The following is a 24424-nucleotide window of genomic DNA, read 5'->3' as shown; positions in this document are numbered from 1 at the left end:
CGTCGACCTGGCGCGTGCCGATCTCGACCTTCTCGACGCTGGCGCCGATCAGGCTCTTGATCTCCTTGGCCGCTTCGGCCGAGCGGCTGGCGAGGTTGCGCACCTCGCTGGCGACGACGGCGAAGCCGCGGCCTTGCTCGCCCGCGCGCGCGGCTTCGACCGCGGCGTTGAGCGCCAGGATGTTGGTCTGGAAAGCGATGCCGTCGATGGTGCCGATGATCTCGGCGATCTTGCGCGACGACTGCGCGATGTCCTGCATGGTCGTGACGACGGTGCCGACGAGGGCGCCGCCCTGGGCCGCGGCGTCGGAGGCGGCGCCGGCCATGCGGTTGGCTTCCTTGGCGGTCTCGGCGTTCTGCTTGACGGTGCTGGAGAGCTGCTCCATCGAGGCCGCGGTCTGCTGCAGGTTGCTCGCCTGTTCCTCGGTGCGCTGGCTCAGGTCGGCGTTGCCGCTGGCGATCTGCGAGGAGCCGGTGGCGATGCTGTCGCTGCCGGCGCGGACCTGGCTGACGATGCGGTTCAGGCTGTCGTTCATCTGGCCCAGCGAGCGCATCAGGTCGCCGGTCTCGTCACGCCCCTCGGCCTCGATGCGCTGGCTCAGGTCGCCCTGGGCGACCGCGGCCGCCACGTCGACGGCGCGGCGGATGGGGCGCACGATCGAACGCGTGATCAGCACCGCGGCACCGATGCCCAGGCCGAGCGCCACCAGCACCATCGTGCCGAGCACGAGCTTGGCGCTGCTGTAGGTGGCTTCGGCGGTGGTGGTCTGTTCCTGCGAGAGCTTGACGTTGTAGTCCCACCAGGCGCCGATCGCCGCGTGCGCGACATCGTAGGCGGTGGCCGAGGGACCGACCAGGTACTTCGTCGCTTCCTGCGTCTTCGACGGGTCGGTGACGGTTGCGCGCGAGAGCTGCTTGAGGTTCGTCCAGGTCGCGTCGTAAGCCCCCACGGCCTTGCGCACGTCACCGAGCAACTGGCGGTCACGATCGTCGGACACCAGGTCCTTCTCGTATTTGTCGAGCAGGGTCGAGATGAGCTTGTTCTGCTCGGCCAGCTTCGCTTCCACCTGGTCCATGTGGGCCGGGTCGTTGAGCAGGATGTGGCGGTTCTCCAGGCGGCGCAGATCGCCCAGCGCCAGCGAGACCGCGTGCTCGGTCTCGTACGACGGCACCAGGTTGATCGTGTAGTAGCGCGCGTTGTCCGCGAGCCGGGACATCTGGAACGCGGCCACGGCGGCCATGGCGCACAGCAGCGCCAGCAGCAGTCCGAATGCGAGCGCCAGGCGCTGGCCGATCTTGAGCTTGGTGAGCATGGTGATGATTCCCGTAGACCTGAGGGGCGTCGCCAGCCGTGCCGCCGCTCGAGTACGGCTGGACGGGGCGCTCATGAGTGATCGGTTATCGGCACGCCATCGTCTCTTCTGAGGATGCCTGAGCCGCTTTCCGAGAATTAATGGCCCAGGTCTCGGCTGGCCGCAGTTCGGGCCGTCGAAGCTGGTTCGCCTTGCAATCGCTAATATTAGAAATGATATTAGTGATTTGCGTGTGAAGGCTTTCGTGACAGCGGTCACACGAGGCGAGGTGTGCCGCTTCCGCTGCGGTGGCCCGGAACGCGGACTCGGGCGAGGCGGCCGCGACAAGCCGCCGGGAGGCGACGGGCTCGCCCTCGGCGGTTTCGCAAGCTTTGGCCCGCGTGCGCTGCGACTGCCGCCCGGGCGTGCTCTAGAAGCTGGTCCAGTCGTCGGCGCCCGCGGGCGCGGCCACACGCGGCGCTGCCGGCGCTGAAGGCGCCGAGGCCGCTGCCTTGCGCCGCGAGGCCGGCGGCACGGCGGGCTGGGCACGCGCCGCGGCGACGGGTGCCGACGGCTTCGCCAGCGTCTGTGCATCGGCACTGGCGTCGTTCTTGAAGACGCCGACGAGCTCGGTCAGGCGTGCCGCCTGGATACGCAGGCTCTCGGCGGCGGCGGCGCTTTCTTCGACCAGGGCGGCGTTCTGCTGCGTCACCTGGTCGAGCTGACCGACGGCGTCGCCGACCTGGCTGATGCCCGAGGACTGCTCGACGGTGGCGGTGGTGATCTCGCCGATCAGCTGGCTGACACGCTGCACCTGGGAGACGATGTGCGTCATCGACTCGCCGGCCTCGTCGACCTGGCGCGTGCCGATCTCGACCTTCTCGACGCTGGCGCCGATCAGGCTCTTGATCTCCTTGGCCGCTTCGGCCGAGCGGCTGGCGAGGTTGCGCACCTCGCTGGCGACGACGGCGAAGCCACGGCCCTGTTCACCGGCGCGCGCGGCTTCGACCGCGGCGTTGAGCGCCAGGATGTTGGTCTGAAAGGCGATGCCGTCGATGGTGCCGATGATCTCGGCGATCTTGCGCGACGACTGCGCGATGTCCTGCATCGTCGTGACGACGTGGCCGACCAGTGCGCCGCCCTGCGACGCGGCGTCCGCGGCTGCGCCGGCCATGCGGTTGGCCTCCTGGGCGGTCTCGGCGTTCTGCTTGACGGTGCTGGAGAGCTGCTCCATCGAGGCGGCGGTCTGTTGCAGGTTGCTCGCCTGTTCCTCGGTGCGCTGGCTCAGGTCGGCGTTGCCGCTGGCGATCTGCGAGGAGCCGGTGGCGATGCTGTCGCTGCTGGCGCGCACCTGGCTGACGATGCGCGTCAGGCTGTCCTGCATCGCCGCCAGCGATTCGAGCACGCTGTTCTTCGGCGCGGCCGCGGCGCCGGCCACCGGGCTCAGGTCGCCCGAGGCCACACGCTGCGCGATCAGGCCCAGTTCATCCGGCTCGGCGCCGAGCGCGCCGCGCAGGCTGCGCACCATCACCCAGGTGACCGCGGCGCCGATGACGGCCATCAGTGCCGACAGGCCGGCCAGCAGGATCGCGCTGGCGCTGGACTCTTCCAGCGCCGCCTTGGCGACCTCGCTGGCCTTGGACTGCTGCAGCCGCGTCGAGTCGTCGACCGCTCTGAAGACGATGCGCTGTTTCTCCAGCGCCGCACCCATCAGCAGCTTGCCGGCGGCGGCGGCGTCACCTTTGGCGTCGAGCGCCAGCGCCTCGTCGACGAGGCGGTTGTACTCGGGGCGGGTGTCGTTGATCGTCTTCAACAGCGCCCGGCCCTCGGGCAGCACGACGGCCTTGTCCAGCTCAGCGAGCAGCTGCGAGTTCTCGGCCCGCATCGCGGCGATCTTCTTGCGTTCGCCGTCTTCGAATGCCTTGTCGTTCTCGATGATGACGATGTTGCGCGCATAACGCGCGATCGCGTTCAGGTTGTCCTTCACGCGCGAGAACTTCTCGACCTTGACCATGCGGTCGGAGGCTACCTCGTCCATCTGCTCGGCCAGTCCGCGCAGCTGCACGGTGGCGGTGCCAGCGGCGATGACGCCCAGGACGGTGACCGCGGCAAAACCCAGGATCAGTTTGGTGGCGACCCTCGTCGCCGATTTCTGCATGCGCACGTCAATACCTCCAGGACTCGGTCGTCCGTCAGATGCGGCGATCCTGACGGGCTGCTGATGATTCTTTGAGTATCGATTCAAAGATGGCAAAAATGACACCTCGCGCGAGATCGTTTTTGTGATTTCACTCACGTCGATCCGATAAGCAAGCGTGCCGGCCGCGTCGCCCGGCCGGCGAGTGCTTCGTCAACAAGGCGCCGCCGCCGCGTTCGCGGCGCGCGCTCAGTCGCCCAGCAGCGGCAGGTCGCGCACCGCGCCCTGGTCGGTCGAGGTCGCCAGCAGCGCACAGGCCTTCAGCGCCGCCGAGCTCGGCGCGCGCGGCGCAGACCCTGGTGCGCCCGACGGAGCGGACCCAGGGCGCGACGGCGCGGCGGCAGCAGCCCAGGGCAGGGCGGATGCGGGTGTTGCCGGGGCGCCCCCGAGCGGGGTGGGGCCTGCGGGCGACACCCGCGGCGACATGGCGCCGCGCGCGCGCACAACCCGCCACGCGTGGGCCCTAGGGACACACGCGCACCGCGGGGGACTTGTGCCCGTGCGTCGCTTGCGAGGGTGGTGCAACCAGCAGGCCGCGCACCAGCGACCGGCGGATGGATCCATCGGCGATGCGTTCGACCTTGAGGCACAGCGCCGGGTCCATCGCCATCGCGATGCGTTCCTCGAACGTCGGTTTGGGTGTGTTGCTGCGTAGATCGGACAGTGCCGGGTTGTTGTCCGTTCCCAGCAGCACCTTGCGCTCAGGCGTCAGAACCAGACCCCCCGGCGTGACCTGGGCGTGCCGGCCGACGATGGTCGGCGGCGCGGCGGCGGCTTCAACGGTCGGCGCCTCCTCTGAGCCATCGAGCGCGATCCGTCCTTCTCCGGCACGGCGCGCGACAGGCGCCGGTGCCGTCGGCGCGGCAGGCGCAGCCGGCTCGGCGGGGCTGCGCGCCACGTCCGTCACGGTTGCGCGATCGATCGGCAGGGCGGCCGGTCTCTGGGATCGGGGCTTTGCTTCAGGATTGCGTTCGCGGTCCCGGGGTGAGTCGCGATCGGCAAGAAAGGGGATCAGGCGCAGGCTCGCGATGATCGTGGCGCCCGGCGCGACCGGCACGGCCGCCTTCAGCACCAGGCCGAGATACAAGACAAGCGCATGCGCGGCCAGGACCGCCAGACCGGCTGCGGTGCGACGTCTCGTCGGGCGCGCCGTCACGCAGCGTGGCTCGGCCGTTCGTCCTGTCGGGCCGGGCCGGGCCTGCAGACGGCTGCTGTGCTGGAGACAGCGGTCTCGCCGTCGCTCGGGTTGGACACCGGGTCACGAACGATGGGCGATTGCCGCGGCGATGAGAGAGCAGATTGCATCGATGAATTGGACTCCGCAGCAGGCCGCCTGGCCGGCCGGCCGCCGACGCGCGTAATCGATTGCCGTCTCATTCGCCGTGGCGCAGCGTCATGAAATGACGCGCGAGGGGATTGCCAAGGGATGGACGTCGATCATTGTCGGGATGCAATGCTAGGCAAACCGGCGGCGGCTGCGCGCGCGCAAGGGTTAAACTAGGTAAAATAGCATTTCGCGCCGCGCGCGACGAAGTCGTGGGTTGATAATTGCAAATTTGAACGCCGTCAGCGCATGCACAAGGTACTGATCGTCGATGACGATGTCGAACTCACGGCGATGCTCTCGCGATACATCCGGCGCGAGGGATTCGATACTCACGGCGTGCACCGGGGTGAAATCGGCGTCGCCGAGGCGCTCACGGGTCAGTACAGCATCGTCGTCATGGATATCATGATGCCGAATCTATCGGGTACCGAGGCATTGAGGCGCATACGCGCCTCCAGCAATATCCCGGTGCTGATGCTGACGGCTCGCGGCGACAACGTCGATCGCATCGTCGGCCTGGACATGGGCGCGGACGACTACGTACCCAAGCCCTGCACCCCGGGCGAACTGGTGGCGCGCATCCGGGCCATCCTGCGTCGGGTCGACAGCCGTGACGTCCCGTCCGGCCCGGCGCCGAAGCTGCTTCAGGCCGGCGAACTCCGTCTGTGGACCGGTACCCGTCGCGCCAGCTGGCAAGGGCAGGAACTGGAGCTGACGGGAACCGAGTTCAGCCTGCTGGAGGTCCTGGCCAGGCACTCCGGAAGTCTGGTCAGCAAGCAGGAAATTTCGCAGCAGGCATTCGGCAAGCCGCTCGAGCCGTATGACCGTCGAATCGACGTCCATATCAGCAGCATCCGCCAGAAACTGGGTTTGCGTGCCGACGGGCAGTCGTGGATCCACAGCGTGCGCGGACGCGGATATCAGCTGCTGGAGGACTGACCCGGACGACGGCCGTGAAAAACGACCGTCATCCGGCGGCGGGGCGCCGGGCGGTATGGCGTCGACCGCGGTGTCCGGGCGCCGCCGACCGCAGCACGGGAGCGTCGACGAGGAAAAGTTCCTGACGCTACAGGCGGACAAGCGCCACCTTTACGCTGCCTAACCTGTCCAGGCGGCACGCGGCGGTTCGTGAACCTAGGATCGACGCATCCCGACTCCGTTTGGCCCCGCGATGAGAACCCCGTTCGCAGCGCTGCCACCCTTCTGGCGCATGTGGCTTGCTGTGTCGTTTCGCATCTTCTTTTATCTGGTCGTCGGTCTCATCCTGCTCACCAAACTGATTCCATCGGCGGCGCGGCTGTTGCTGCCGCCGCTGTCCGGTCTGTCTTCGTGCCCGGCCAGCGAAACGCCGCCGAAATTGCATTGCGACCGGTCGCGCTGGGAATTGCTTCCTCCCATTCCTCGAGATATCCGCATTTCGGTCGAAACAGAGCCGGAGCGGCTGTCGTTGCCGCTGCCCGGGCCGGGCGCGACCGGCCATTCCGCGACAGCGTTGCGCGGCGGCGATCTCCAGTTCGTCGAGCGGGTTTCTCCGGGAATGGATGCGTCCGCCGCCTGTATTCCCGGGGCGGATTGCAGACGCCTTGTGTCGGCCATGTCGAACGACGGCCCATGACACATCCATTGCGTCCGGACGTCGCGGCGCCCCGTCACTCAACCGGCATGTTTCCATGAGAATCTTCGGGACGGCCTCGCTCTCTGTCGCCATCGCGCTGAGTTCTGTCGCCTGCACCACCGTCGGGCCCGACTACCGGCCGGCGCAGCCGGTCGCCGCGGCTGCCTGGGCCGCACCGCTGCCCCACGGCGGGAAGACGTCGGAGATCGCCGACTGGTGGGGACAGTTCGACGACCCCCTGGTGGGCAGGCTGGTGACGATGGCCGAGGCGGACAGTCCGAGCCTCGCGCAGGCCTGGGCCAGCATCGAGAAGGCGCGCGCGACGCTCGCGTCGGTGCGCTCGGGTCGCACACCATCGCTCACGGCGTCGGCCTCGGCGAGCCGGGAGCGAGCATCGGGCCTGGTCGACAACGTCCGCAGCGCGGGTTTCGATTCCTCGTGGGAGATCGACCTGTTCGGCAAGCTGCGGCGCAACGAGGAAGCCGCCGCGGCCCGGGTCGAGGCCCGGACCGGCGACTGGAACGACGCCCGTGTCTCGCTCGCTGCCGAGGTCGCCGACACCTATGTGCAGTGGAAGGGTTGCGAACTGCTGGCCGAGGCCTACGCGCAGGAGCTCGTGTCCAACGCACAGACGCAAACCACGACGCTCGCGGCGGTGCGCGCCGGCCTGACCGCGCCGGCCGACGCTGCGCTGGCCCGCGCCAGTCTGGCGAGTGCGCGCAGCACGCTGATCGATCAGCGCGCGCAGTGCGATCTGCTGGTCAAGGCGCTCGTCTACCTGACCGGTGCCGAGGAGGGCGCGCTGCGGGCCCAGCTGTCGAGCGCGCCGCATGGGCTGCCGCAGCCGCGGCAGGCGGCCGTCGCATCCGTGCCCGCCGACGTGCTGCGGCAGCGGCCCGACCTGGCATCGCTGGAACGCGAGCTGGCCGCTGCCAGCGCCGAGATCGGAGCCGCGAAGGCGGCGCTGTATCCCAGCCTCTCGCTGAGCGGATCGATCGGCGTCTCGGCCACTTCCGGTTCACCGACGTCGGTCTGGTCATTCGGCCCGTCGCTGTCGCTGCCGATCCTCGACGGCGGCGAAAGGCGGGCCGCGGTGACCAGCGCCGAAGCCGCCTATCGCTCGGCCTACGCCGCTTACCAGCTCGGCGTGCGCCAGATCGTGCGCGACGTCGAGGAGGCGCTGGTGCGTCTGGACAGCGCGGCCAACCGCCTGCAGCAGGCGGCGATCGCCGATTCGCAGTACCGCGAGTACTTCCTCGCAACGCAAAGCAACTGGCGGGCCGGCAATGTCAGCCTGCTGACCCTCGAGGAGGCGCGCCGTTCGGCGCTGTCGGCGGAAATCCAGCGCATCACGCTGCAGCGCAACCGTGTCCAGTACTGGATCGCGCTCTACAAGGCCGTGGGCGGCGGCTGGCAGCCCGGCGACGCGGCGCAGGCGCCGGCGACGACTCCCATTCCGTGACGAAGGCACCTCGATGATGCGCGAAGCTCCATCCCTCTCCAGCCGAATGCTCGTAGCCATTGCCGCCTGGCGGGCGCCGGTCGTGGCCTTCGTTTCCGTGCTGGGCGTCGCCGGATGCACCAGCGGGTCGGACCAGGCTTCGCCGCCCGCGCAAGCCGCGTCGGGGCCGTCCGCGCTCAGCGTCAACCTGGTTCGTCCGCGCAGCGAGCAGTGGCCGCGGCAGCTCAAGAGCACGGGGCAGATCGTCGCCTGGCAGGAAGTCGTGATCAGCCCGGAGACGGGCGGGCTGCGTCTGAAGGAGCTCAAGGTCGACATCGGCGCGAAGGTCCGGCGCGGCCAGGTGCTGGCGCTGCTGGCCGACGACAGCCTGCGGGTCGACCACCGCAAGCAGGAGGCCGCGGTGCTTCAGGCGCGCATCAGCCTGGAGCAGGCCGCGTCGGACCTCAGGCGCAGCCGCCTCGCCGAAGGCAGCGGCGCCCTGTCGGCGCAGAAGATCGAGGAGTACCGGCTGACCGCAGCCAGCGCGGAGGCGTCGCTGGAATCGGCCCGGGCCGAGCTGCAGAGCATCGAGCTCAAGCTGGCGCAGACCCGCGTGCTCGCGCCCGACGACGGCATCGTGTCGTCCAAGAGCGGCGTGCTGGGCAGCGTGGTCAGCGCCGGCGCCGAGCTGTTTCGCCTGGTGCGCCAGGGGCGGGTCGAGTGGCGGCCCGAGATCGACTCGGGCCAGCTGGCGCTGCTGTCGCCGAACCAGACGGCCAGGATCACGCTCCCGAGCGGGCAGACCGTGACCGGACGGCTGCGCGTCGTCGGCCCGACGATGAGCTCGAGCACCGGGCGCGCCACGCTGTACGTCGAGCTGTCGCCGGACAGCCTCGCACGGGCGGGCATGTTCGCGACCGGCGTGCTGCTGGCGGGCACCCAGCCGGCAACGACGCTGCCGCTGTCGGCGCTGGTGATGCGCGACGGGCGCTCCTACGTGTACACGGTGGACTCCGGCGGCCAGGCGCACGCGATCGCCGTGGCGACGGGGCGTCGCGAAGGTGACCGCATCGAAGTCGTCTCCGGCATGGACGCCGCGGCGCAGGTCGTGGCCAGCGGCGGAGCCTTCCTGTCCGAGGGCTCGAAGGTGACGGTGCTGGCCGGGCCGGCTGTCGCCGCATCGGGAGCCGCGCGGTGAACGTCTCCTCCTGGTCGATCCGCAACCCGGTACCGGCGCTGCTGGTCTTCATGCTGCTGTCGGTGTTCGGCGTGCTGGGTTTCCGCGCCCTGCAGGTCCAGGACTTTCCGGACATGGACCTGCCGACCATCAAGATCGCGGCCAGCCTGGAGGGCGCCGCCCCGTCGCAGCTTGAGACCGACGTGGCGCGCAAGATCGAGGACAAGCTCGCGTCGCTGACCAAGCTCGACCACATCACCACCACCATCACCGACGGCTCGGTGGCGATCAGCGTCTCGTTCGAGATCGACAAGGATGTCGAGGCCGCACTGAGCGAGGTACGCAACGCGGTCGACAGCGTGCACGCCGATCTGCCTGCGGCGATGTCGTCGCCGACGGTGTCCAAGCTGACCTCTGCGGGCTCGGCGCTGCTGACCTTCAGCATCGCGTCCGACCGGCTCGACGAGCAGGATCTGTCCTGGTTCGTGGACAACGACCTGACCAAGGCGCTGCTGGCGGTCAAGGGCGTGGCATCGGTGGCCCGGGTCGGTGGCGTGGACCGCGAGGTCCATGTCGATCTCGATCCCGCGTTGATGGCGGGCCTGGGGGTCACGGCGGCCGACGTGTCGACGCAGATCAAGGCCGTGCAGCAGGAGAGCTCGGGCGGGCAGGGGCGCATCGGCAACCAGCGCCAATCCACCCGCACGATCGGCACGGTGGCCTCGCCGGCCGAAGTCGCGGCGCTGGCGATCCCCTTGTCCGACGGGCGCTGGATCCGCCTCGACCAGATTGCCCGCGTGAGCGACAGCCATGCCGAGCGCACGACGATCGCGCTGCGCGACGGCAAGCCGGGGCTTGGCTTCCAGGTCACGCGCTCGCGCGGTTATTCGGATGTCGGGGTCGCCGAGGAGGTGCGGGCCGCTGTCCAGCGCTTCGCGGCGGCGCGCCCGGAGGTCCGCATCGCCGAGGCCAGCAACACGGTCGAGCCGATCAGCGACAACTACGAAGGCTCGATGCACCTGCTGGTCGAAGGTGCGGTGCTGGCGGTGGTGGTGGTCTGGCTCTTCCTGCGCGACTGGCGCGCCACCTTCGTCGCGGCGGTGGCCCTGCCTCTGTCCATCCTGCCCGCCTTCGGCGCGATGGCGCTCTTCGGCTATTCGCTCAACACCGTCACCCTGCTGGCGCTGTCCCTGGTCGTCGGCGTTCTGGTCGACGACGCGATCGTCGAGATCGAGAACATCGAGCGTCACCTGGTGATGGGCAAGTCGCCCTACCAGGCGGCGATGGAAGCGGCCGACGAGATCGGCCTGGCCGTGATCGCGACCACCTTCACGCTGGTGGCCGTGTTCCTGCCCACGGCGTTCATGGGCGGCATCCCGGGCAGGATCTTCAGCCAGTTCGGCGTCACCGCCTCGGTCGCGGTGCTGGCATCGCTGCTCGTGGCCCGGCTGCTCACGCCGATGATGGCGGCCTACCTGCTGCGGCCCAAGCTGGCGGGACAGCACGAGGTGTCGGTCGACGGCGCCACGATGGGACGCTACCTGCGCTGGGTCGGGGCGTCGCTCGGACGGCGCCGCAGGACGGTCGCGCTCAGCCTCGCGTTCCTGGTGGTCTCCCTCGGCATGACGCCGTTCATCGCCACCTCCTTCATGCCGGCCCAGGACAAGGCGCAGTCCAGCGTGTCGCTCCAGCTGCCGCCGGGCAGCCGGCTGGAGGAGACGGTCGCGGCCGCCGAACGTGCGTCCGAACTGCTGCGAACGCTGCCGGAAGTCAAGAGCATCTTCGTGTCCGCAGGGACGGCCAGCAGCGGCGGCGGGCTCGATGCCTCGGCCACTGCCGACGTCACCAGCGCGACGCTGACGGTGGACCTGGTGGCCCGCGGCGAGCGCCGGCTCAAGCAGTCCGGCGTCGAGGCGCGCATGCGTGCCCTGCTGCGCGGGCTGCCGGGCGTGCGCGTCTCGGTCGGCGGCGGCAACAGCGGCGAATCGCTCGAGATCACGCTGGCCAGCGACGACCCGCAGGCACTGGCCGAGGTCGCCGCGAAAGCCGAGGGCCAGCTGCGCGGCCTGAAAGGCGTCGGCAATGTCACCTCGAGCGCTGCGTTGCAGCGGCCCGAGATCCAGCTGAGACCGGATGCGGACCGGGCGGCGGCCCTGGGCGTCACCACCGATGCGCTGGCCGAGGCCCTTCGTGTCGCCACCTACGGCAGCTACTCGACGGCCTTGCCCAAGCTGAATCTGGCGCAGCGCCAGATCGCGATCCGGGTGCGCATGGATCCCGCGTTGCGCACCGACCTCGACGCGATCGGCATGCTGCGCGTCCAGGGCAGCGGCGGCATGGTCAGCCTGGCGGCGGTCGGCGACCTGTCCGTCGGCAGCGGGCCGTCGCAGATCGACCGGCTCGACCGGGCGCGCAACGTCACGCTGACGGTCGAGCTGAACGGGCGTCCGATCGGCGCCGTGCAGCAGGAAGCGATGGCGCTGCCGGCGCTGCGGCAACTGCCGGCCGGCGTGCAGCTGGTCAACCAGGGCGAGCTGCAGCGCATGTTCGAGCTCTTCCAGAGCTTCGGCCTGGCGATGGCCATCGGCGTGTTCTGCATCTACGCGGTGCTGGTGCTGCTGTTCCACGACTTCATGCAGCCGGCGACCATCCTCTGCGCCCTGCCGCTGGCGCTCGGTGGCGCAGTCGTCGCGCTGTGGCTCACCGGGCAGCCGTTCTCGATGCCGGTGGTGATCGGCGTGCTGATGCTGATGGGCATCGTCACGAAGAATTCCATCCTGCTGGTGGAGTACGCCATCGTGGCGCGCCGGACACTGGGCATGACACGGCTGGAGGCGGTGATGGACGCCTGCCACAAGCGGGCGCGCCCGATCGTGATGACCACCGTCGCGATGGGCGCCGGGATGCTGCCGAACGCGTTCGGATGGGGAGCCGAGCCGAGCTTCCGGCAGCCGATGGCGATCGTCGTCATCGGCGGTCTTCTGACCTCCACCGTCTTGAGCCTGCTGGTCGTGCCGGTGGTGTTCACCTATGTCGACGATGCGCTGCAGTGGGGACGCCGGGTGCTCGCTGGCAAGATCTTCCACACGCGCGACGCCGCGCAAAGCTGATCGCGCCCGCGCATCGAGTCCAGGCTGCTCCGGCATGAAGCCCTACCGCCTCTTCTGGAAGCTCTTCTTCGCCTTCTGGGTGGCGATGATGCTGACCTTCGCCGGCACCATCGGCTTCTTCCTGACGACCGGCGCCCCGCCACCGCCACCGGACGGCGACGCGCTGTTGCGCCCCATCGTTCCCATCGTCTCGGCGGTGGTGACCAGCCTGAGCGCGAGCCTGCTGCTGGCGTGGTACCTGACCCGTCCGCTGCGACACGTGCGCTGGGCGCTGGACCAGCTGGCCGGCGGTCGGTTCGAGACCCGGGTGAAGTCGCAGATCGGCAGCCGCCGTGACGAGATCGCCGATCTCGGCGGCTACCTGGACGCCACCGCCGAACGCCTGGAGCGGCTGGAGGCGTCGCGCCAGCAGTTGCTGCACGACATCTCGCACGAGTTGCGTTCACCCTTGAGCCGGTTGCGGGCCGCGATCGGCCTGGCGCGCACCGAGCCGGCGGACGTGCAGGCGATGCTGGCGCGCGTGGACCTGGAGGCGGACCGCCTCAACGGCCTGCTCGACGACCTGCTCACGCTCAGCCGCATCGAGGCCGGATCGAGCGGGCTGCGCTGCGATTGCATCGACGTCATCGAGCTGCTCCACGCCATCTGCGCCGACGCCGAGTTCGAGGCCAAGGCCTCGGGCCGCAGCCTGTCGATCCGGGCGCCGGGGGCCTTCATCACCGTCGTCGACGGGGACCTGATCTACCGCGCGCTCGAAAACGTCATCCGCAATGCCGTCAAGTACTCGGAGCCGGCGACCGTTGTCGACGTGGCGGCGCAAGTAGCTCGCGACGGCGATCTGCTCGAAGTCGTCGTCGGCGATCGCGGGCCCGGCGTTCCCGACGAGATGCTCGTCTCCATCTTCGACCCGTTCGTGCGCGGGCCAGCCGAAAGAACCGGTGCGACCGGCTTCGGGCTGGGGCTGGCGATCGCGCAGCGTGCGCTGCTGGCCCATGGCGGCGAGATCTTCGCCTGTCCCCGGGCCGGCGGTGGACTGAGCGTCACGCTGCGGCTGCCGCGCCGGGCTCCCGAGGGCAGCCGTCAGCTGGCCGGCTGAACAACGGGTGCTCGCGGCCCCCGCTTGCCGCGGGCAGAGCGAAAGAGTCTCGGCCTCTCAGTCGCCCAGCAGCGACAGGTCACGCACCGCGCCCTTGTCGGCCGAGGTCGCGAGCAGCGCGTAGGCCTTCAGCGCCGCCGAGACCTTGCGCGGACGCGGCAGCACCGGCTTCCAGCCGACGACGTCCTGCTCGGCGCGGCGCGCGGCCAGCGTCTTGTCGTCGACGAGCACGTCGATGCGGCGGTTCGGGATGTCGATGCGGATGCGGTCGCCGGTCTTCACCAGGCCGATCGTGCCGCCGGCCGCGGCTTCGGGCGAGCAGTGGCCGATCGACAGCCCCGAGGTGCCGCCGGAGAAGCGGCCGTCGGTCAGCAGCGCGCAGGCCTTGCCCAGGCCCTTGCTCTTGATGTAGCTGGTCGGGTAGAGCATCTCCTGCATGCCGGGGCCGCCCTTGGGGCCCTCGTAGCGCACGACGACGACGTCGCCGGCTTTCACCTGGTCACCCAGGATGTGCTCGACCGCCTCGTCCTGGCTCTCGACCACGTGCGCCGGGCCTTCGAAGACCAGCAGGCTGTCGTCGACGCCGGCGGTCTTCACGACGCAGCCGTCCTGGGCGATGTTGCCGTAGAGCACGGCCAGCCCGCCTTCGAGCGAGAACGCGTGCGCGGCCGAGCGGATGCAGCCTTCGGCTCGGTCCAGGTCCAGGCTGGGCCAGCGGCTGGCCTGGCTGAACGCGACCTGGCTGGGCACGCCGGCCGGGCCGGCGCGGTAGAAGGTCTTGACCGCCTCGCTGGGCGAGCGTGCGATGTCCCATTCGGCGAGTGCGGCGCCCAGCGTCGGCGCGTGCACCGTCGGCACGTCGGTGTGCAGCTTGCCGGCACGGTCGAGCTCGCCGAGGATGGCCATGATGCCGCCGGCGCGGTGCACGTCCTCGATGTGGTACTTCTGCGTGTTCGGCGCCACCTTGCACAGCTGCGGCACGTGGCGCGACAGGCGGTCGATGTCGGCCATCGTGAAGTCGATGCCGGCTTCCTGCGCGATCGCCAGCAGGTGCAGGATGGTGTTGGTCGAGCCGCCCATCGCGATGTCCAGCGTGATCGCGTTCTCGAAGGCCTTGAAGCCGACCGCACGCGGCAGCACGCTCTCGTCGCCGCCTTCGTAGTGGCGCTTGGCGAGCTCGACGACCAGCCGGCCGGCGCGCTTGAACAGCTGCTCGCGGTCGGCGTGCGTGGCGACCACCGTGCCGTTGCCCGGCAGCGCCAGGCCCAGCGCCTCGGTCAGGCAGTTCATCGAGTTGGCGGTGAACATGCCCGAGCACGAACCGCAGGTCGGGCAGGCCGAACGTTCGACCTCGGCCACGGTCTCGTCGGAGACCTTGGGGTCGGCGGCCATGATCATCGCGTCGATCAGGTCGAGCTTGCGGAACTCCAGCGTCTGCGTCACCGGGTTCGCCAGCCGCGTCTTGCCGGCTTCCATCGGCCCGCCGGAGACGAAGACGACGGGGATGTTCAGCCGCATCGCGGCCATCAGCATGCCCGGGGTGATCTTGTCGCAGTTGGAGATGCACACCAGCGCGTCGGCGCAGTGCGCGTTGACCATGTACTCGACCGAGTCGGCAATGATGTCGCGGCTGGGCAGCGAATACAGCATGCCGTCGTGGCCCATCGCGATGCCGTCGTCGACGGCGATGGTGCTGAACTCCTTGGCGACGCCGCCGGCGGCCTCGATCTCGCGCGCGACCAGTTGGCCCAGGTCCTTCAGATGCACGTGGCCGGGCACGAACTGGGTGAAGCTGTTGGCGACGGCGACGATCGGCTTGTCGAAGTCGCCGTCCTGCATGCCGGTGGCACGCCACAGCGAGCGGGCGCCCGCCATGTTGCGGCCGGCGGTGGAGGTCTTGGAACGGTAGGCGGGCATGGGCTGACTCGGCTGGGAGGGGGGGCCTGGCGCCAGCGCACGGTGCTGGCTCGATGGTCTGCCATTTTCTCCCAGCCGCCCGGCCTGGGGCGGCTCGGCTTGTCTACGGTTGACAGTTCGTCAGGGCGGCCATGCGCGCGCCGGGCCCCGTGGCGTGTGCCGCCGCAGCTGCCGCCTGACGCGCCCGGGAGTGGTGGGTTCATTGATCTGCTGGGCAGATCACTCGACGAGAAATCTCGATTTCACCGCTCATGACAGCTTCGCTACATTGCAACACCAACGAGAAACCCCATAGCAAACAGGAGATAGACGTAAGCCCCGGAATTGCAATTGCGATTCTCGTGGCTACCGAGTGACCGTCTTGAATCTGCCATCCGCCGTGTTCGCGGCGTAACCCGTTGTCGCTTCTATTCTGATTGGCAATCTCGCGTCGTCGACGCGCTGGCTGATCGGAATGGATCGACTCGTGTTATGAAGTCTTGCGAGTTGTCAATGAAATCGACGGTTTCGTCTTCCGTCTTTGTAATGAACAACAGATGCGATTATTCGTCATGGCGGATTCGACTTGGTCTGTGTGGGTATTTCGGGTAGGCAAGCAGAAGTTCAGGCGTCGGTGATCCCGGCACTGGCCAAGCGCCCCGGGTCCGGCAACTCGTAATCGGCACGGCGGCAGTTCGAACTCCACCTGATAAGGAGAATAATTGATGGATAGACAGATGGTTTGCGCTGCTGCCCTCGCGGGCGCGGCGATGGTGGCGGGATGCGGCGGCTCCGGCGGCTCGTCCGTCGAGGAGACCAAACCGACGTGGTTGACGGTCGTGTCGGAGACCCGCATGGACGGTCAAAGCGACGACCTGATCACCGCCGGCATGGGGCTCGCCCCCTTCGTCGGCCAGGGCGCCGCGCCGACGTATGTGGACCCGCTCAAGCCGACCGCCGCCGAACTGCGCCGTGCGGCGATGTTCTCGGTCCTGGACGTGTCGGCCGGCAGCACCCGGCTGTTCGGCCCCAACATCGACCCGGAGACCAAGCAGCCGGTCGCGGATGCGCGCATCGCCGGCGAGGAAATCCTCGCCTATTCCAGCGAGCCGGGCGTGAACCACCTGAGCGCGGCGATGCTGCTGCAGATCCCGGCCAGCTTCGACGCCGCCAAGCCCTGCATCCTGGCGGTGCCGGCCACCGGGTCGGCCCGCCTCTACGCCGACCTGATGCGTGTCGGCGGCTGGGGCCTGCGCCGCAACTGTGCCGTCGTCTACACCGACAAGGGCCAGGGCAACGGCGTGCATGACCTGGCGACCGACAAGGTGCTGCTGGCCACCGGCGAAGTGGCCGACGCGAAGACGGCCGGGACTGCCTCGCACTTCACGGCGCCGATCTCCGACGCGGCGCGTGCCGCCTTCCTGGCGGACAACCCGAACCGCATTGCGTTCAAACACGCGCATTCGCGCCAGAACTCCGACTCCACCTGGGGCCGCGACGTCGTGCGCTCCATCCAGTTCGCGTTCTACTCGCTCAACCAGCGCCACAACGGCAGGCTGACGCGCGAGAACACCACGGTGATCGTCGAAGGCAACAGCAACGGCGGCGGCGCCGCGCTGCTGTCGGGGGAGTTCGACAAGGATGGCTGGATCGACGGCATCGTGGCCGCGCAGCCGCAGATTCAGCCGGAGGCCAATTCGCAGGTCGTCGTCGAGCGCGGCGGCCGGCAATGGCGTGGCGGTGGTCGTTCGCTGATCGATTACTTCACCGAAACCATTCTGTACCAGCCCTGTGCGGCGCTGGCGATGCCCGATGCGCCGCGCGCCGGCGAGATCACCTTCGGCGAGAACCGCTGCACTTCGCTGAAGGAAAAGGGAATGCTGCAGAGCACGACCGTCGCCGAACAGGCGCAGGAAGCGCTCGCCAAGCTGCACGACATGGGCTTCGAGCCCGACGCGGACGACCAGCACGCGTTCTCGTTCCTCGTCGCCCCGGGCGCCACGGCCAACAAGTACGCCAACTCGCAGGGCCGCTTTGGCGTCGAGGACAAGCTTTGCGGCTACACGATCGCCGCCTCCGATTCGAACGGCAAGCCCCGTGCGGCGACCGCCGCCGAGATGGCGACGATCTTCGTCAGCGCGTCTGGCGGCGCCCCGGTCGGTGCCATCGACCTGATCAACGAGCGTGACCCGCGCGGCCCGACGCGCGACTCGGTCTCGATGTCGCCGAGCACGAACCGCCTGGACTACAACCTGGACGGCGCCCTGTGCATGCGCGAGCTGATCACGGGCAACAACGACGAGGCGCAGCGGGTCCAGCGCGGTATCGCCGAGCTTCGCGCCAAGGCGACGCAGGGCGGCCGGCCGGTCATCGTGCTGCACGGCCGTGAAGACGCGCGTGTCCCCGCGACCTTCTCCGGCCGTCCGTACGTGGCGCTGAACTCTCTGAAGGAAGGCAGCGCCAGCCAGGTGCGTTACGTCGAGATCACCCACATCAACCACTTCGGCTGGCCGGGTCAGTTCGACGCGAAGTACGTGCCGCTGGCGTACTACGAAGAGCAGGCGCTGGACATGATGTGGAAGCACCTGAAGAGCCAGGCTGCGCTGCCGCCCAACCAGGTGGTGCGCACGGTGTCTCGTGGTGGCGTGCCCGGCAAGGCCACGCAGCTGGAGCAGTCCAACCTGCCGGCGATCAGCATGCAGCCGGCCAGCCAGGACCTGATCCGCGTCGACAGCGGGCGCATCGTCCTGCCGGACTGACGCCCTGAGCTCCAGCCCGTGCCTGCGGCACGGGCTGCTCGCGCCGCCTCGTGCTGGGCCTCGTGGTCCCGGCGGAGGCGGCGTCTTTCGTTTCAGGAGCCGGGCGCTGCCGCCGGCTCTGGTCCTGAACGACGGCGGCGCCCGCCGTCGCCACGCCCTGGCGCTGCTCCCCGGTGGCGCGGCCTTCCCGCACGGATGTCGGGACGCCCGGGGGCCGAACTCGAGTGCCGAAGCCGGGGCGCTCCGGCGCGACCGTGCAGTCCTTGCGCGCCGGCAGGCCATTGACAGCCGGGCCGTGAGCCCGGGCCCCGTTCATAGGCCTTTGGTACGAGATCCAAGCCGGCGCAAGGTGGGACGCGGTGGCCGCGCAGCCACCCAAGAATGGGTCTCGGCACCGCAGCGGCATCCGTCGGCCGCTCCGTCGCGGCGCCTGCCTGCCCACCACCTCGAGGAGTCCTCCATGGCCAACGCCTCCGCCGTCGCCGGCAAGACCCTACTGACACCCGCCGACCACACGCTGATCCTGATCGACCACCAGTCGCAGATGGCGTTCGCGACCCATTCCATCGGCGCCATCGAGCTGCGCAACAACGCCGGCCTCGTCGCCCACGCGGCGCGCGAGTTCAAGGTCTCGACCATCGTCACCAGCGTCGCCGAGAAGAGCTTCTCGGGCCCGGTGTTCGACGAGATCAAGGCCGCGTTCCCGGACGCCGAGGTCATAGACCGCACGACGATGAACAGCTGGGAGGACGTGCGCATCGCCGACCAGGTCAACGCCATCGGCAAGCCGCGCATCGTGCTCGCCGGGCTGTGGACCTCGGTGTGCATCGTCGGGCCGGCGCTGTCGGCGCTGGACCAGGGTTTCGAGGTCTACGTCATCGCCGATGCCTGCGGCGACGTCAGCAGCGAGGCGCACGAACGGGCGATGGACCGCATGCTGCAGGCCGGCGTGCGGCCGCTGACTTCGCTGCAGTACCTGCTGGAGCTGCAGCGCGACTGGGCGCGCGGCGACACCTACGAGCTGACCGTCGGCGTGGCCAAGAAGTGGGGCGGCGCCTACGGCCTGGGCGTGATCTACGCGAAGACGATGTTCGGCGCCCAGGAAGGCGGGCACTGAAGCCAGGCCGCAGGGCCCCTGGCACGCCCGATGCCGGGGCCGCACCGAGCCAAACCACCGACGACCATGGCCGAACATCCCGACGCCGTCTTTTACGACGGCCGCATCACGACGCTGGACCGCGGCCGCCCCGAGGCCCAGGCGCTGGCGGTCCAGGACGGCCGCATCGCCGCCGTCGGCGACTCGGCCGAGCTGCTGCGCAGTGCCGGCGCGGCCACGCGCCGCGTCGACCTGCAGGGGCGGCGCGTCATCCCCGGGCTCAACGACAGCCACACCCACCTGATCCGTGCCGGGCTGAACTACAACCTCGAGCTGCGCTGGGACGGCGTGCCCAGCCTGGCCGACGCGATGGCGCTGCTGCGCGAGCAGGTGCAGCGCACGCCGCCGCCGCAGTGGGTGCGGGTCGTCGGCGGCTTCAGCGAGTGGCAGTTCGCCGAGAAACGCCTGCCGACGCTGGCCGAGCTGAACGCCGTTGCGCCCGACACCCCGGTCTTCATCCTGCATCTGTACGACCGCGCGCTGCTCAACGCCGCGGCGCTGCGTGCCGTCGGCTACACGCGCGACACGCCCGACCCGCCGGGCGCCGAGATCCAGCGCGACGCCCGCGGCGAACCCACCGGGCTGCTGCTGGCGCGGCCGAACGCGCTGATCCTGTATTCGGCGCTGGCCCGGGGGCCCAGGCTCGACCCCGACGACCAGATCAACTCCAGCCGGCTCTACATGCGTGAGCTCAACCGGCTGGGCATCACCTCGGTCATCGACGCCGGCGGCGGCTTCCAGAACTACCCCGAGGACTACGCCGTCGTGCGCCGGCTCGCCGACGCCGGCGAGCTGACGCTGCGCATCGCCTACAACCTGTTCACCCAGCACCCGAAGCAGGAGAAGGACGACTTCGTGCGCTGGGTGCGCCAGGTCAAGCCGGGCGACGCCGGCGGCGGCGACGCCTTCTTCCGCCACAACGGCGCCGGCGAGATGCTGGTGTTCTCGGCCGCCGACTTCGAGGACTTCCGCGAGCCCCGGCCCGAGCTGGCGCCGGGCATGGAAGCCGAGCTCGAGGACGTGGTGCGGCTGCTGGTCGCGAACCGCTGGCCGTTTCGCATCCACGCCACCTACGACGAGTCGATCTCGCGTGTGCTCGACGTCTACGAACGTGTCGACCGCGAGCTGCCTTTCGACGGCCTGCACTGGTTCGTCGACCACGCCGAAACCGTCGGCGAACGCAACATCGAGCGCATCCGCGCGCTGGGCGGCGGCATCGCGGTGCAGCACCGCATGGCCTACCAGGGCGAGTACTTCCTCGAGCGCTACGGCGCCGAAGCGACGGCGCGCACGCCGCCGGTGCGCCAGATGCTGGCCGCCGGCCTGCCGGTGGGCATGGGCACCGACGCCACACGCGTGGCCAGCTACAACCCCTGGGTCGGCCTGCACTGGCTGGTCAGCGGCGAGACCGTCGGCGGCACGCGCCTGTATCCGCAGCACCAGCTGCTCGACCGCGAGACTGCGCTGCGCCTGTACACCGAAGGCAGCGCCTGGTTCTCGAGCGAAGAAGGGCGCAAGGGCGCGCTCGTCGCCGGGCAGTACGCCGACTTCGCCGCGCTGTCCGAGGACTACCTGACCGTGCCCGAAGCGCGCATCCCGGCGCTGGCGTCGGTGCTCACCGTCGTCGGCGGCCGGGTGGTGCACGGCGAGGGCGACTTCGCCGACCTGGCGCCGCCGCTGCCGCGCGCCAGCCCGGATTGGTCGCCGGCCGCGCACCAGGGCCGCTACCGGCGCTACGCCCCGGCGCAGCCGGGTGCCGCCTGCTGCGCCGCACCCTGCGGCGTGCACGGCCACCGCCACGGCTTTGCCGCCCGCGCGCCAGCACCGGCCGCCGACCGCGCCGCCTTCTGGGGCGCGCTGGGGTGCGGCTGTGCCTTCTGAGGCCGCGGCGGCGCCGTCGCCGCCGGCCGGCTCGGCCTGGGAGCCGTTTCGCAGCCGCGTCTTCGCCGTCGTCTGGACGGCGGTGCTGCTGGGCAGCGTCGGCACCTGGATACGCGACGTCGGCGCCGGCTGGCTGATGACCTCGCTGTCGGCCTCGGCCACCGCGGTGGCGATGGTGCAGGCGGCGACGACGCTGCCGCTGTTCCTGCTGGCGCTGCCGGCCGGCGCGCTCGCCGACAGCGTCGACCGCCGCCGGCTGCTGCTGGGGGTGCACGCGCTGATGGCGGCGATCTCGCTCGGCATGGGGCTGCTGACGCGTGCCGGGCTGATGACGCCGACGCTGCTGGTGCTCGGCCTGCTGCTGGCCGGCATCTGCACTGCGCTGGTGACGCCGGTGCTGCAGTCGCTGACGGTGCTGCTGGTGCCGCGGCCGCAGCTGCGCGCGGCCATCGCGCTCAACAGCATGGGCCTGAACGTCTCGCGCGCGATCGGCCCGGCGCTCGGCGGCCTGCTGCTGGCGCTGGCCGGCACCGAGTTCAACTTCTTCGCCGACGCGCTCAGCTACCTGTTCGTGATCGCGGCGTTCTGGTGGTGGAAGGGCGCGTCGGCGCGTGCTGCGACCGGCACGCCCGAGCAGCTGGGCGCGGCGCTGCGGGCCGGGCTGCGTTTCGCCTGGCATGCGCCGGCGCTGCGCCGCAGCATGCTGCGTTCGGCCAGCTTCTTCGTCTTCGCCAGCGCCTACTGGGCGCTGCTGCCGCTGATCGCGCGCCAGCAACTGGGCGGCAGCCCCGCGTTCTACGGCCTGCTGCTGGGTTGTGTCGGCGCTGGCGCGGTGCTGGCGGCGCTGGGCCTGCCGGCGCTGCGACGGCGGCTGTCGGCCGAAGCCACGGTGCGCTGTGGCACGGCGGCGTCGGTGGCGGTGCTGGTGCTGCTGGCGTCGACGCGCCAGCAGGCACTGGCCGCGGCGACGATGGTGCTGGCCGGTGCCGCCTGGATCGCGGTGCTGAGCACCGCCAACGTCATCGCCCAGACCAGCCTGCCCGACTGGGTGCGCGGCCGCGGGCTGGCGCTGTACCTGTCGGTGTTCTACGGCGCGATGACGCTGGGCAGCTTCATCTGGGGCCAGACCGCCGAACACGCCGGCGTGCCGGCGGCGCTGCTGGCCGCCGCCGGTGTCGGCGTGCTGGCGCTCGCCCTGGCCTGGCTGCGCCCGCTGCCCGACGCCGAGCCCGACCTGACGCCGTCGCTGCACTGGCCCGAGCCGGCGCTGTCGCCGGCGATGGCAGCCTCGCTGGTGCAGGACCGCGGGCCGGTGATGGTCACGGTCGAGTACCGCGTCGCGCCCGAACACACGGCCGGCTTCCTGGCTGCGGTGCACGCCTTCGCACCCGAACGCCGGCGCGACGGCGCCTATGCCTGGGGCATCTACGAAGACGCCGCCGACAGCGGCCGTTTCGTCGAGAGTTTCCTGCTGCCGTCGTGGCTGGAGCACCAGCGCCAGCACCGGCGCGTGTCGCAGGCCGACGCCGCGCTGCAGGCGCGGGTGCAGGCCTTCCACCTCGGGCCCCAGGCGCCGCGCGTGCAGCACTTCGTGGCCCCGGCGCGCGGCCGCCCAGCAGTTTCAGACGATGGAGAGCGCAGATGACGGATCTTTTGCTCGCCCTGGCGCTGGGCCTGGGCATAGGCCTGGGCTGCCGCTGGTTCGACCTGCCGCTGCCGGCGCCGCCGCGGCTGGTGGGCGCGCTGCTGGTCGTCGCGATGACGCTGGGTTTCGTCGGCATGGACACGCTGCTGCGGGGGAGTGGCGCATGAAGGCCGGCTCGACCGAACGCGTCAAGGTCGTGCTCGGGCTGCTGCTGGGGCTGGGCATAGGCGCCTTGTGCCGCTTCCTCGCGATCCCGTCGCCGGCGCCGCCGGTGCTGCCCGGCGCGCTGCTGGTCGTCGCGATGACGCTGGGCTACCTGGCGGCCGACCGCTGGCTGGCGCGGCGCGTTGCGCGCCACGAACACCTGTGCGGCGGGCCCGATGGCCGCACGCGCTCGGGTGTGGCCGACGGCCGCTGACATGAAAAAGCCCCCGGCGCTGCCGGGGGCCCGGTTCGCCGGAGGCGTTCAGGCGTCGGACCGGATGAAGGCCAGCAGGTCGGCGTTCAGCAGCTCGGCATTGACGGTCAGCATGCCGTGGGACAAGCCGGGATAGGTCTTCAGCGTGCCGTTCTTCAGCAGCTTGACCGACAGCAGCGCCGAGTTGTCTATCGGCACGATCTGGTCGTCCTCGCCGTGCAGCACCAGCGTCGGCACCGTGATCGCCTTCAGGTCGGCGGTCTGGTCGGTTTCGGAGAAGGCCTTGATGCCGTCGTAATGGGCTTTGGCGCTGCCGGCCATGCCCTGGCGCCACCAGTTCTGGATCACGCCGGGGAGGACCTTGGCGCCGGGGCGGTTGAAGCCGTAGAACGGGCCGGCCGGCACGTCCAGGAACATCTGCGCGCGGTTCTCGGCCACGCCTTTGCGAAAGCCATCGAACACCTCCATCGGCAGGCCACCGGGATAGGCGGCGGTCTTCAGCATGATCGGTGGCACCGCCGCCACCAGCACCGCCTTGGCGACACGGCCGGCGGGCTGGCCGTGGCGGGCGACGTAGCGTGCGACCTCGCCGCCGCCGGTGGAGTGGCCGATGTGCACCGCGTTCTTCAGGTCCAGGTGTTCGACGACGGCGAAGGCGTCGCTGGCGTAGTGGTCCATGTCGTGACCATCGGCGACCTGGGCCGAGCGCCCGTGGCCGCGGCGGTCGTGGGCGACGACGCGAAAGCCGTGCTGCAGGAAATACAGCATCTGCGTGTCCCAGTCGTCCGAGGACAGCGGCCAGCCGTGGTGGAAGACGATGGGCTGGGCGTTCTTCGGGCCCCAGTCCTTGTAGAAGATCGCGGTGCCGTCCTTCGTGATGACGGTGTGGTCCATGGTCGTCCTTTCTGGCGTGCTGCCGCGCCGTGGCGCGGACGGGTTGCGGGGAAGGGGCTGGGCCTGCGCCAGCAGCGGCAGGCCCAGGCCGGCAGCGGCCATCGCGCCGCCGGCCAGCAGGTGCCGGCGTGCCGGGTCCAGGGGGGCATCGGTATCGGTTGGCGTCATCGTCGGCTCCGGTTGCGGGTGGGGCAGGCCGCGCGCCCTGCAGGAGGGTGGCGCGGGCGATGCCGGGGCCAGCTTAGGGACGGGCCCGCGCGGCCGCAGCCGCAGAAGGGGGTAGCGCGGCCTCATGCTTTGGATCGAGGCGGCACCGGCCTGGCGCCGCCGGCCGGCGGCGCATCCGCGCCGGAGTCCCGCGCCTCGTCGAGCAGGCTGCTGGCGCGGCGCAGCGCGAGTTCGAGCCGCTCGCGCGGCGCCGAGCCCTCGGGCACCTGGTTGGCCGCGGCGCGCACCTGCAGCGTCAGCGCGGCGACGCCGTCGAGCAGCCGGTCCTGGCGTTCGCGCCGGCCAGCGCGCCG

The 24424-nt window shown here is 70.1% G+C and carries 18 protein-coding genes; 12 read left to right on the top strand and 6 right to left on the bottom strand.

Annotated features, from left to right (window positions below):
* From CKO43_RS19290 to CKO43_RS19280, 3 genes are all read right to left on the bottom strand, one after another.
* On the bottom strand, positions 1 to 1312 hold a 1312-nt coding region (locus CKO43_RS19290; RefSeq protein ID WP_200379622.1), incomplete at its 3' end, for a methyl-accepting chemotaxis protein.
* Positions 1313 to 1721: 409 nt separating this feature from the next.
* On the bottom strand, positions 1722 to 3449 hold the full coding sequence (locus tag CKO43_RS19285) for a methyl-accepting chemotaxis protein (RefSeq protein ID WP_200379624.1): 1728 nt from the start codon (positions 3447 to 3449) through the stop codon (positions 1722 to 1724).
* Between the two features lie 502 nt (positions 3450 to 3951).
* Positions 3952 to 4575: a hypothetical protein gene (locus tag CKO43_RS19280; protein WP_200379621.1), complete on the bottom strand. Its 624-nt coding sequence runs from the start codon at positions 4573 to 4575 to the stop codon at positions 3952 to 3954.
* Between the two features lie 486 nt (positions 4576 to 5061).
* On the opposite strand from CKO43_RS19280, the gene CKO43_RS19275 reads away from it, so the two are divergent.
* The 6 genes from CKO43_RS19275 (at position 5062) to CKO43_RS19250 (ending at position 13254) form a co-directional block, all read left to right on the top strand.
* Complete coding sequence (locus CKO43_RS19275; RefSeq protein WP_200229514.1) at positions 5062 to 5754, top strand: response regulator transcription factor; 693 nt, start codon at positions 5062 to 5064, stop codon at positions 5752 to 5754.
* Positions 5755 to 5986: 232 nt separating this feature from the next.
* Positions 5987 to 6430, top strand: coding sequence for a hypothetical protein (locus CKO43_RS19270; RefSeq protein ID WP_200229513.1), 444 nt, complete (start codon positions 5987 to 5989; stop codon positions 6428 to 6430).
* Positions 6431 to 6485: 55 nt separating this feature from the next.
* Complete coding sequence (locus CKO43_RS19265) at positions 6486 to 7892, top strand: efflux transporter outer membrane subunit (RefSeq protein WP_200229512.1); 1407 nt, start codon at positions 6486 to 6488, stop codon at positions 7890 to 7892.
* 82 nt (positions 7893 to 7974) lie between these two features.
* Positions 7975 to 9069: an efflux RND transporter periplasmic adaptor subunit gene (locus CKO43_RS19260; RefSeq protein WP_200379620.1), complete on the top strand. Its 1095-nt coding sequence runs from the start codon at positions 7975 to 7977 to the stop codon at positions 9067 to 9069.
* Positions 9066 to 12158: an efflux RND transporter permease subunit gene (locus tag CKO43_RS19255; RefSeq protein WP_200379619.1), complete on the top strand. Its 3093-nt coding sequence runs from the start codon at positions 9066 to 9068 to the stop codon at positions 12156 to 12158. Before CKO43_RS19260 ends, CKO43_RS19255 begins: the two co-directional genes overlap by 4 nt.
* Positions 12079 to 13254, top strand: a complete 1176-nt coding sequence (locus CKO43_RS19250; RefSeq protein WP_242477984.1) for a HAMP domain-containing sensor histidine kinase — start codon at positions 12079 to 12081, stop codon at positions 13252 to 13254. Before CKO43_RS19255 ends, CKO43_RS19250 begins: the two co-directional genes overlap by 80 nt.
* Before the next feature lie 57 nt (positions 13255 to 13311).
* On the opposite strand, the gene ilvD is transcribed toward CKO43_RS19250, so the two are convergent.
* Complete coding sequence (ilvD, locus tag CKO43_RS19245) at positions 13312 to 15171, bottom strand: dihydroxy-acid dehydratase (RefSeq protein WP_200229509.1); 1860 nt, start codon at positions 15169 to 15171, stop codon at positions 13312 to 13314.
* Positions 15172 to 15875: 704 nt separating this feature from the next.
* Here ilvD and CKO43_RS19240 point away from each other — a divergent pair.
* The 6 genes from CKO43_RS19240 to CKO43_RS19215 all read left to right on the top strand — a co-directional run bounded on the left by CKO43_RS19240 (position 15876) and on the right by CKO43_RS19215 (position 23009).
* The gene (locus tag CKO43_RS19240; RefSeq protein ID WP_200229508.1) at positions 15876 to 17909 is read left to right on the top strand and encodes a 3-hydroxybutyrate oligomer hydrolase family protein; all 2034 of its coding nucleotides are present in this window, start codon (positions 15876 to 15878) and stop codon (positions 17907 to 17909) included.
* Positions 17910 to 18369: 460 nt separating this feature from the next.
* The gene (locus tag CKO43_RS19235) at positions 18370 to 19026 is read left to right on the top strand and encodes a hydrolase (protein WP_200229507.1); all 657 of its coding nucleotides are present in this window, start codon (positions 18370 to 18372) and stop codon (positions 19024 to 19026) included.
* A 66-nt stretch (positions 19027 to 19092) separates the two neighbouring features.
* The gene (locus CKO43_RS19230) at positions 19093 to 20946 is read left to right on the top strand and encodes an amidohydrolase (protein WP_200229505.1); all 1854 of its coding nucleotides are present in this window, start codon (positions 19093 to 19095) and stop codon (positions 20944 to 20946) included.
* On the top strand, positions 20936 to 22591 hold the full coding sequence (locus tag CKO43_RS19225) for an MFS transporter (RefSeq protein ID WP_200379618.1): 1656 nt from the start codon (positions 20936 to 20938) through the stop codon (positions 22589 to 22591). Before CKO43_RS19230 ends, CKO43_RS19225 begins: the two co-directional genes overlap by 11 nt.
* The gene (locus CKO43_RS19220; protein WP_200379617.1) at positions 22588 to 22758 is read left to right on the top strand and encodes a DUF1427 family protein; all 171 of its coding nucleotides are present in this window, start codon (positions 22588 to 22590) and stop codon (positions 22756 to 22758) included. Before CKO43_RS19225 ends, CKO43_RS19220 begins: the two co-directional genes overlap by 4 nt.
* Positions 22755 to 23009 (top strand): DUF1427 family protein, encoded by a 255-nt coding sequence (locus tag CKO43_RS19215; protein ID WP_200379616.1) that lies wholly within the window; start codon positions 22755 to 22757, stop codon positions 23007 to 23009. Before CKO43_RS19220 ends, CKO43_RS19215 begins: the two co-directional genes overlap by 4 nt.
* Positions 23010 to 23057: 48 nt before the next feature.
* Here CKO43_RS19215 and CKO43_RS19210 read toward each other — a convergent pair whose 3' ends face one another.
* Both CKO43_RS19210 and CKO43_RS19205 read right to left on the bottom strand, forming a co-directional pair.
* Positions 23058 to 23903, bottom strand: a complete 846-nt coding sequence (locus CKO43_RS19210; protein ID WP_200379623.1) for an alpha/beta fold hydrolase — start codon at positions 23901 to 23903, stop codon at positions 23058 to 23060.
* Between the two features lie 290 nt (positions 23904 to 24193).
* The coding region (locus CKO43_RS19205; protein WP_200379615.1) for a hypothetical protein at positions 24194 to 24424 on the bottom strand (231 nt) is incomplete at its 5' end.

Source organism: Rubrivivax gelatinosus (genome assembly GCF_016583785.1).
In the GTDB taxonomy this organism is placed as follows: Bacteria; Pseudomonadota; Gammaproteobacteria; order Burkholderiales; family Burkholderiaceae_C; genus Rubrivivax; species Rubrivivax gelatinosus_B.
The sequence above is the reverse complement of the archived record's forward strand: the minus strand, read 5'-3'. Positions and strand labels throughout refer to the sequence as shown.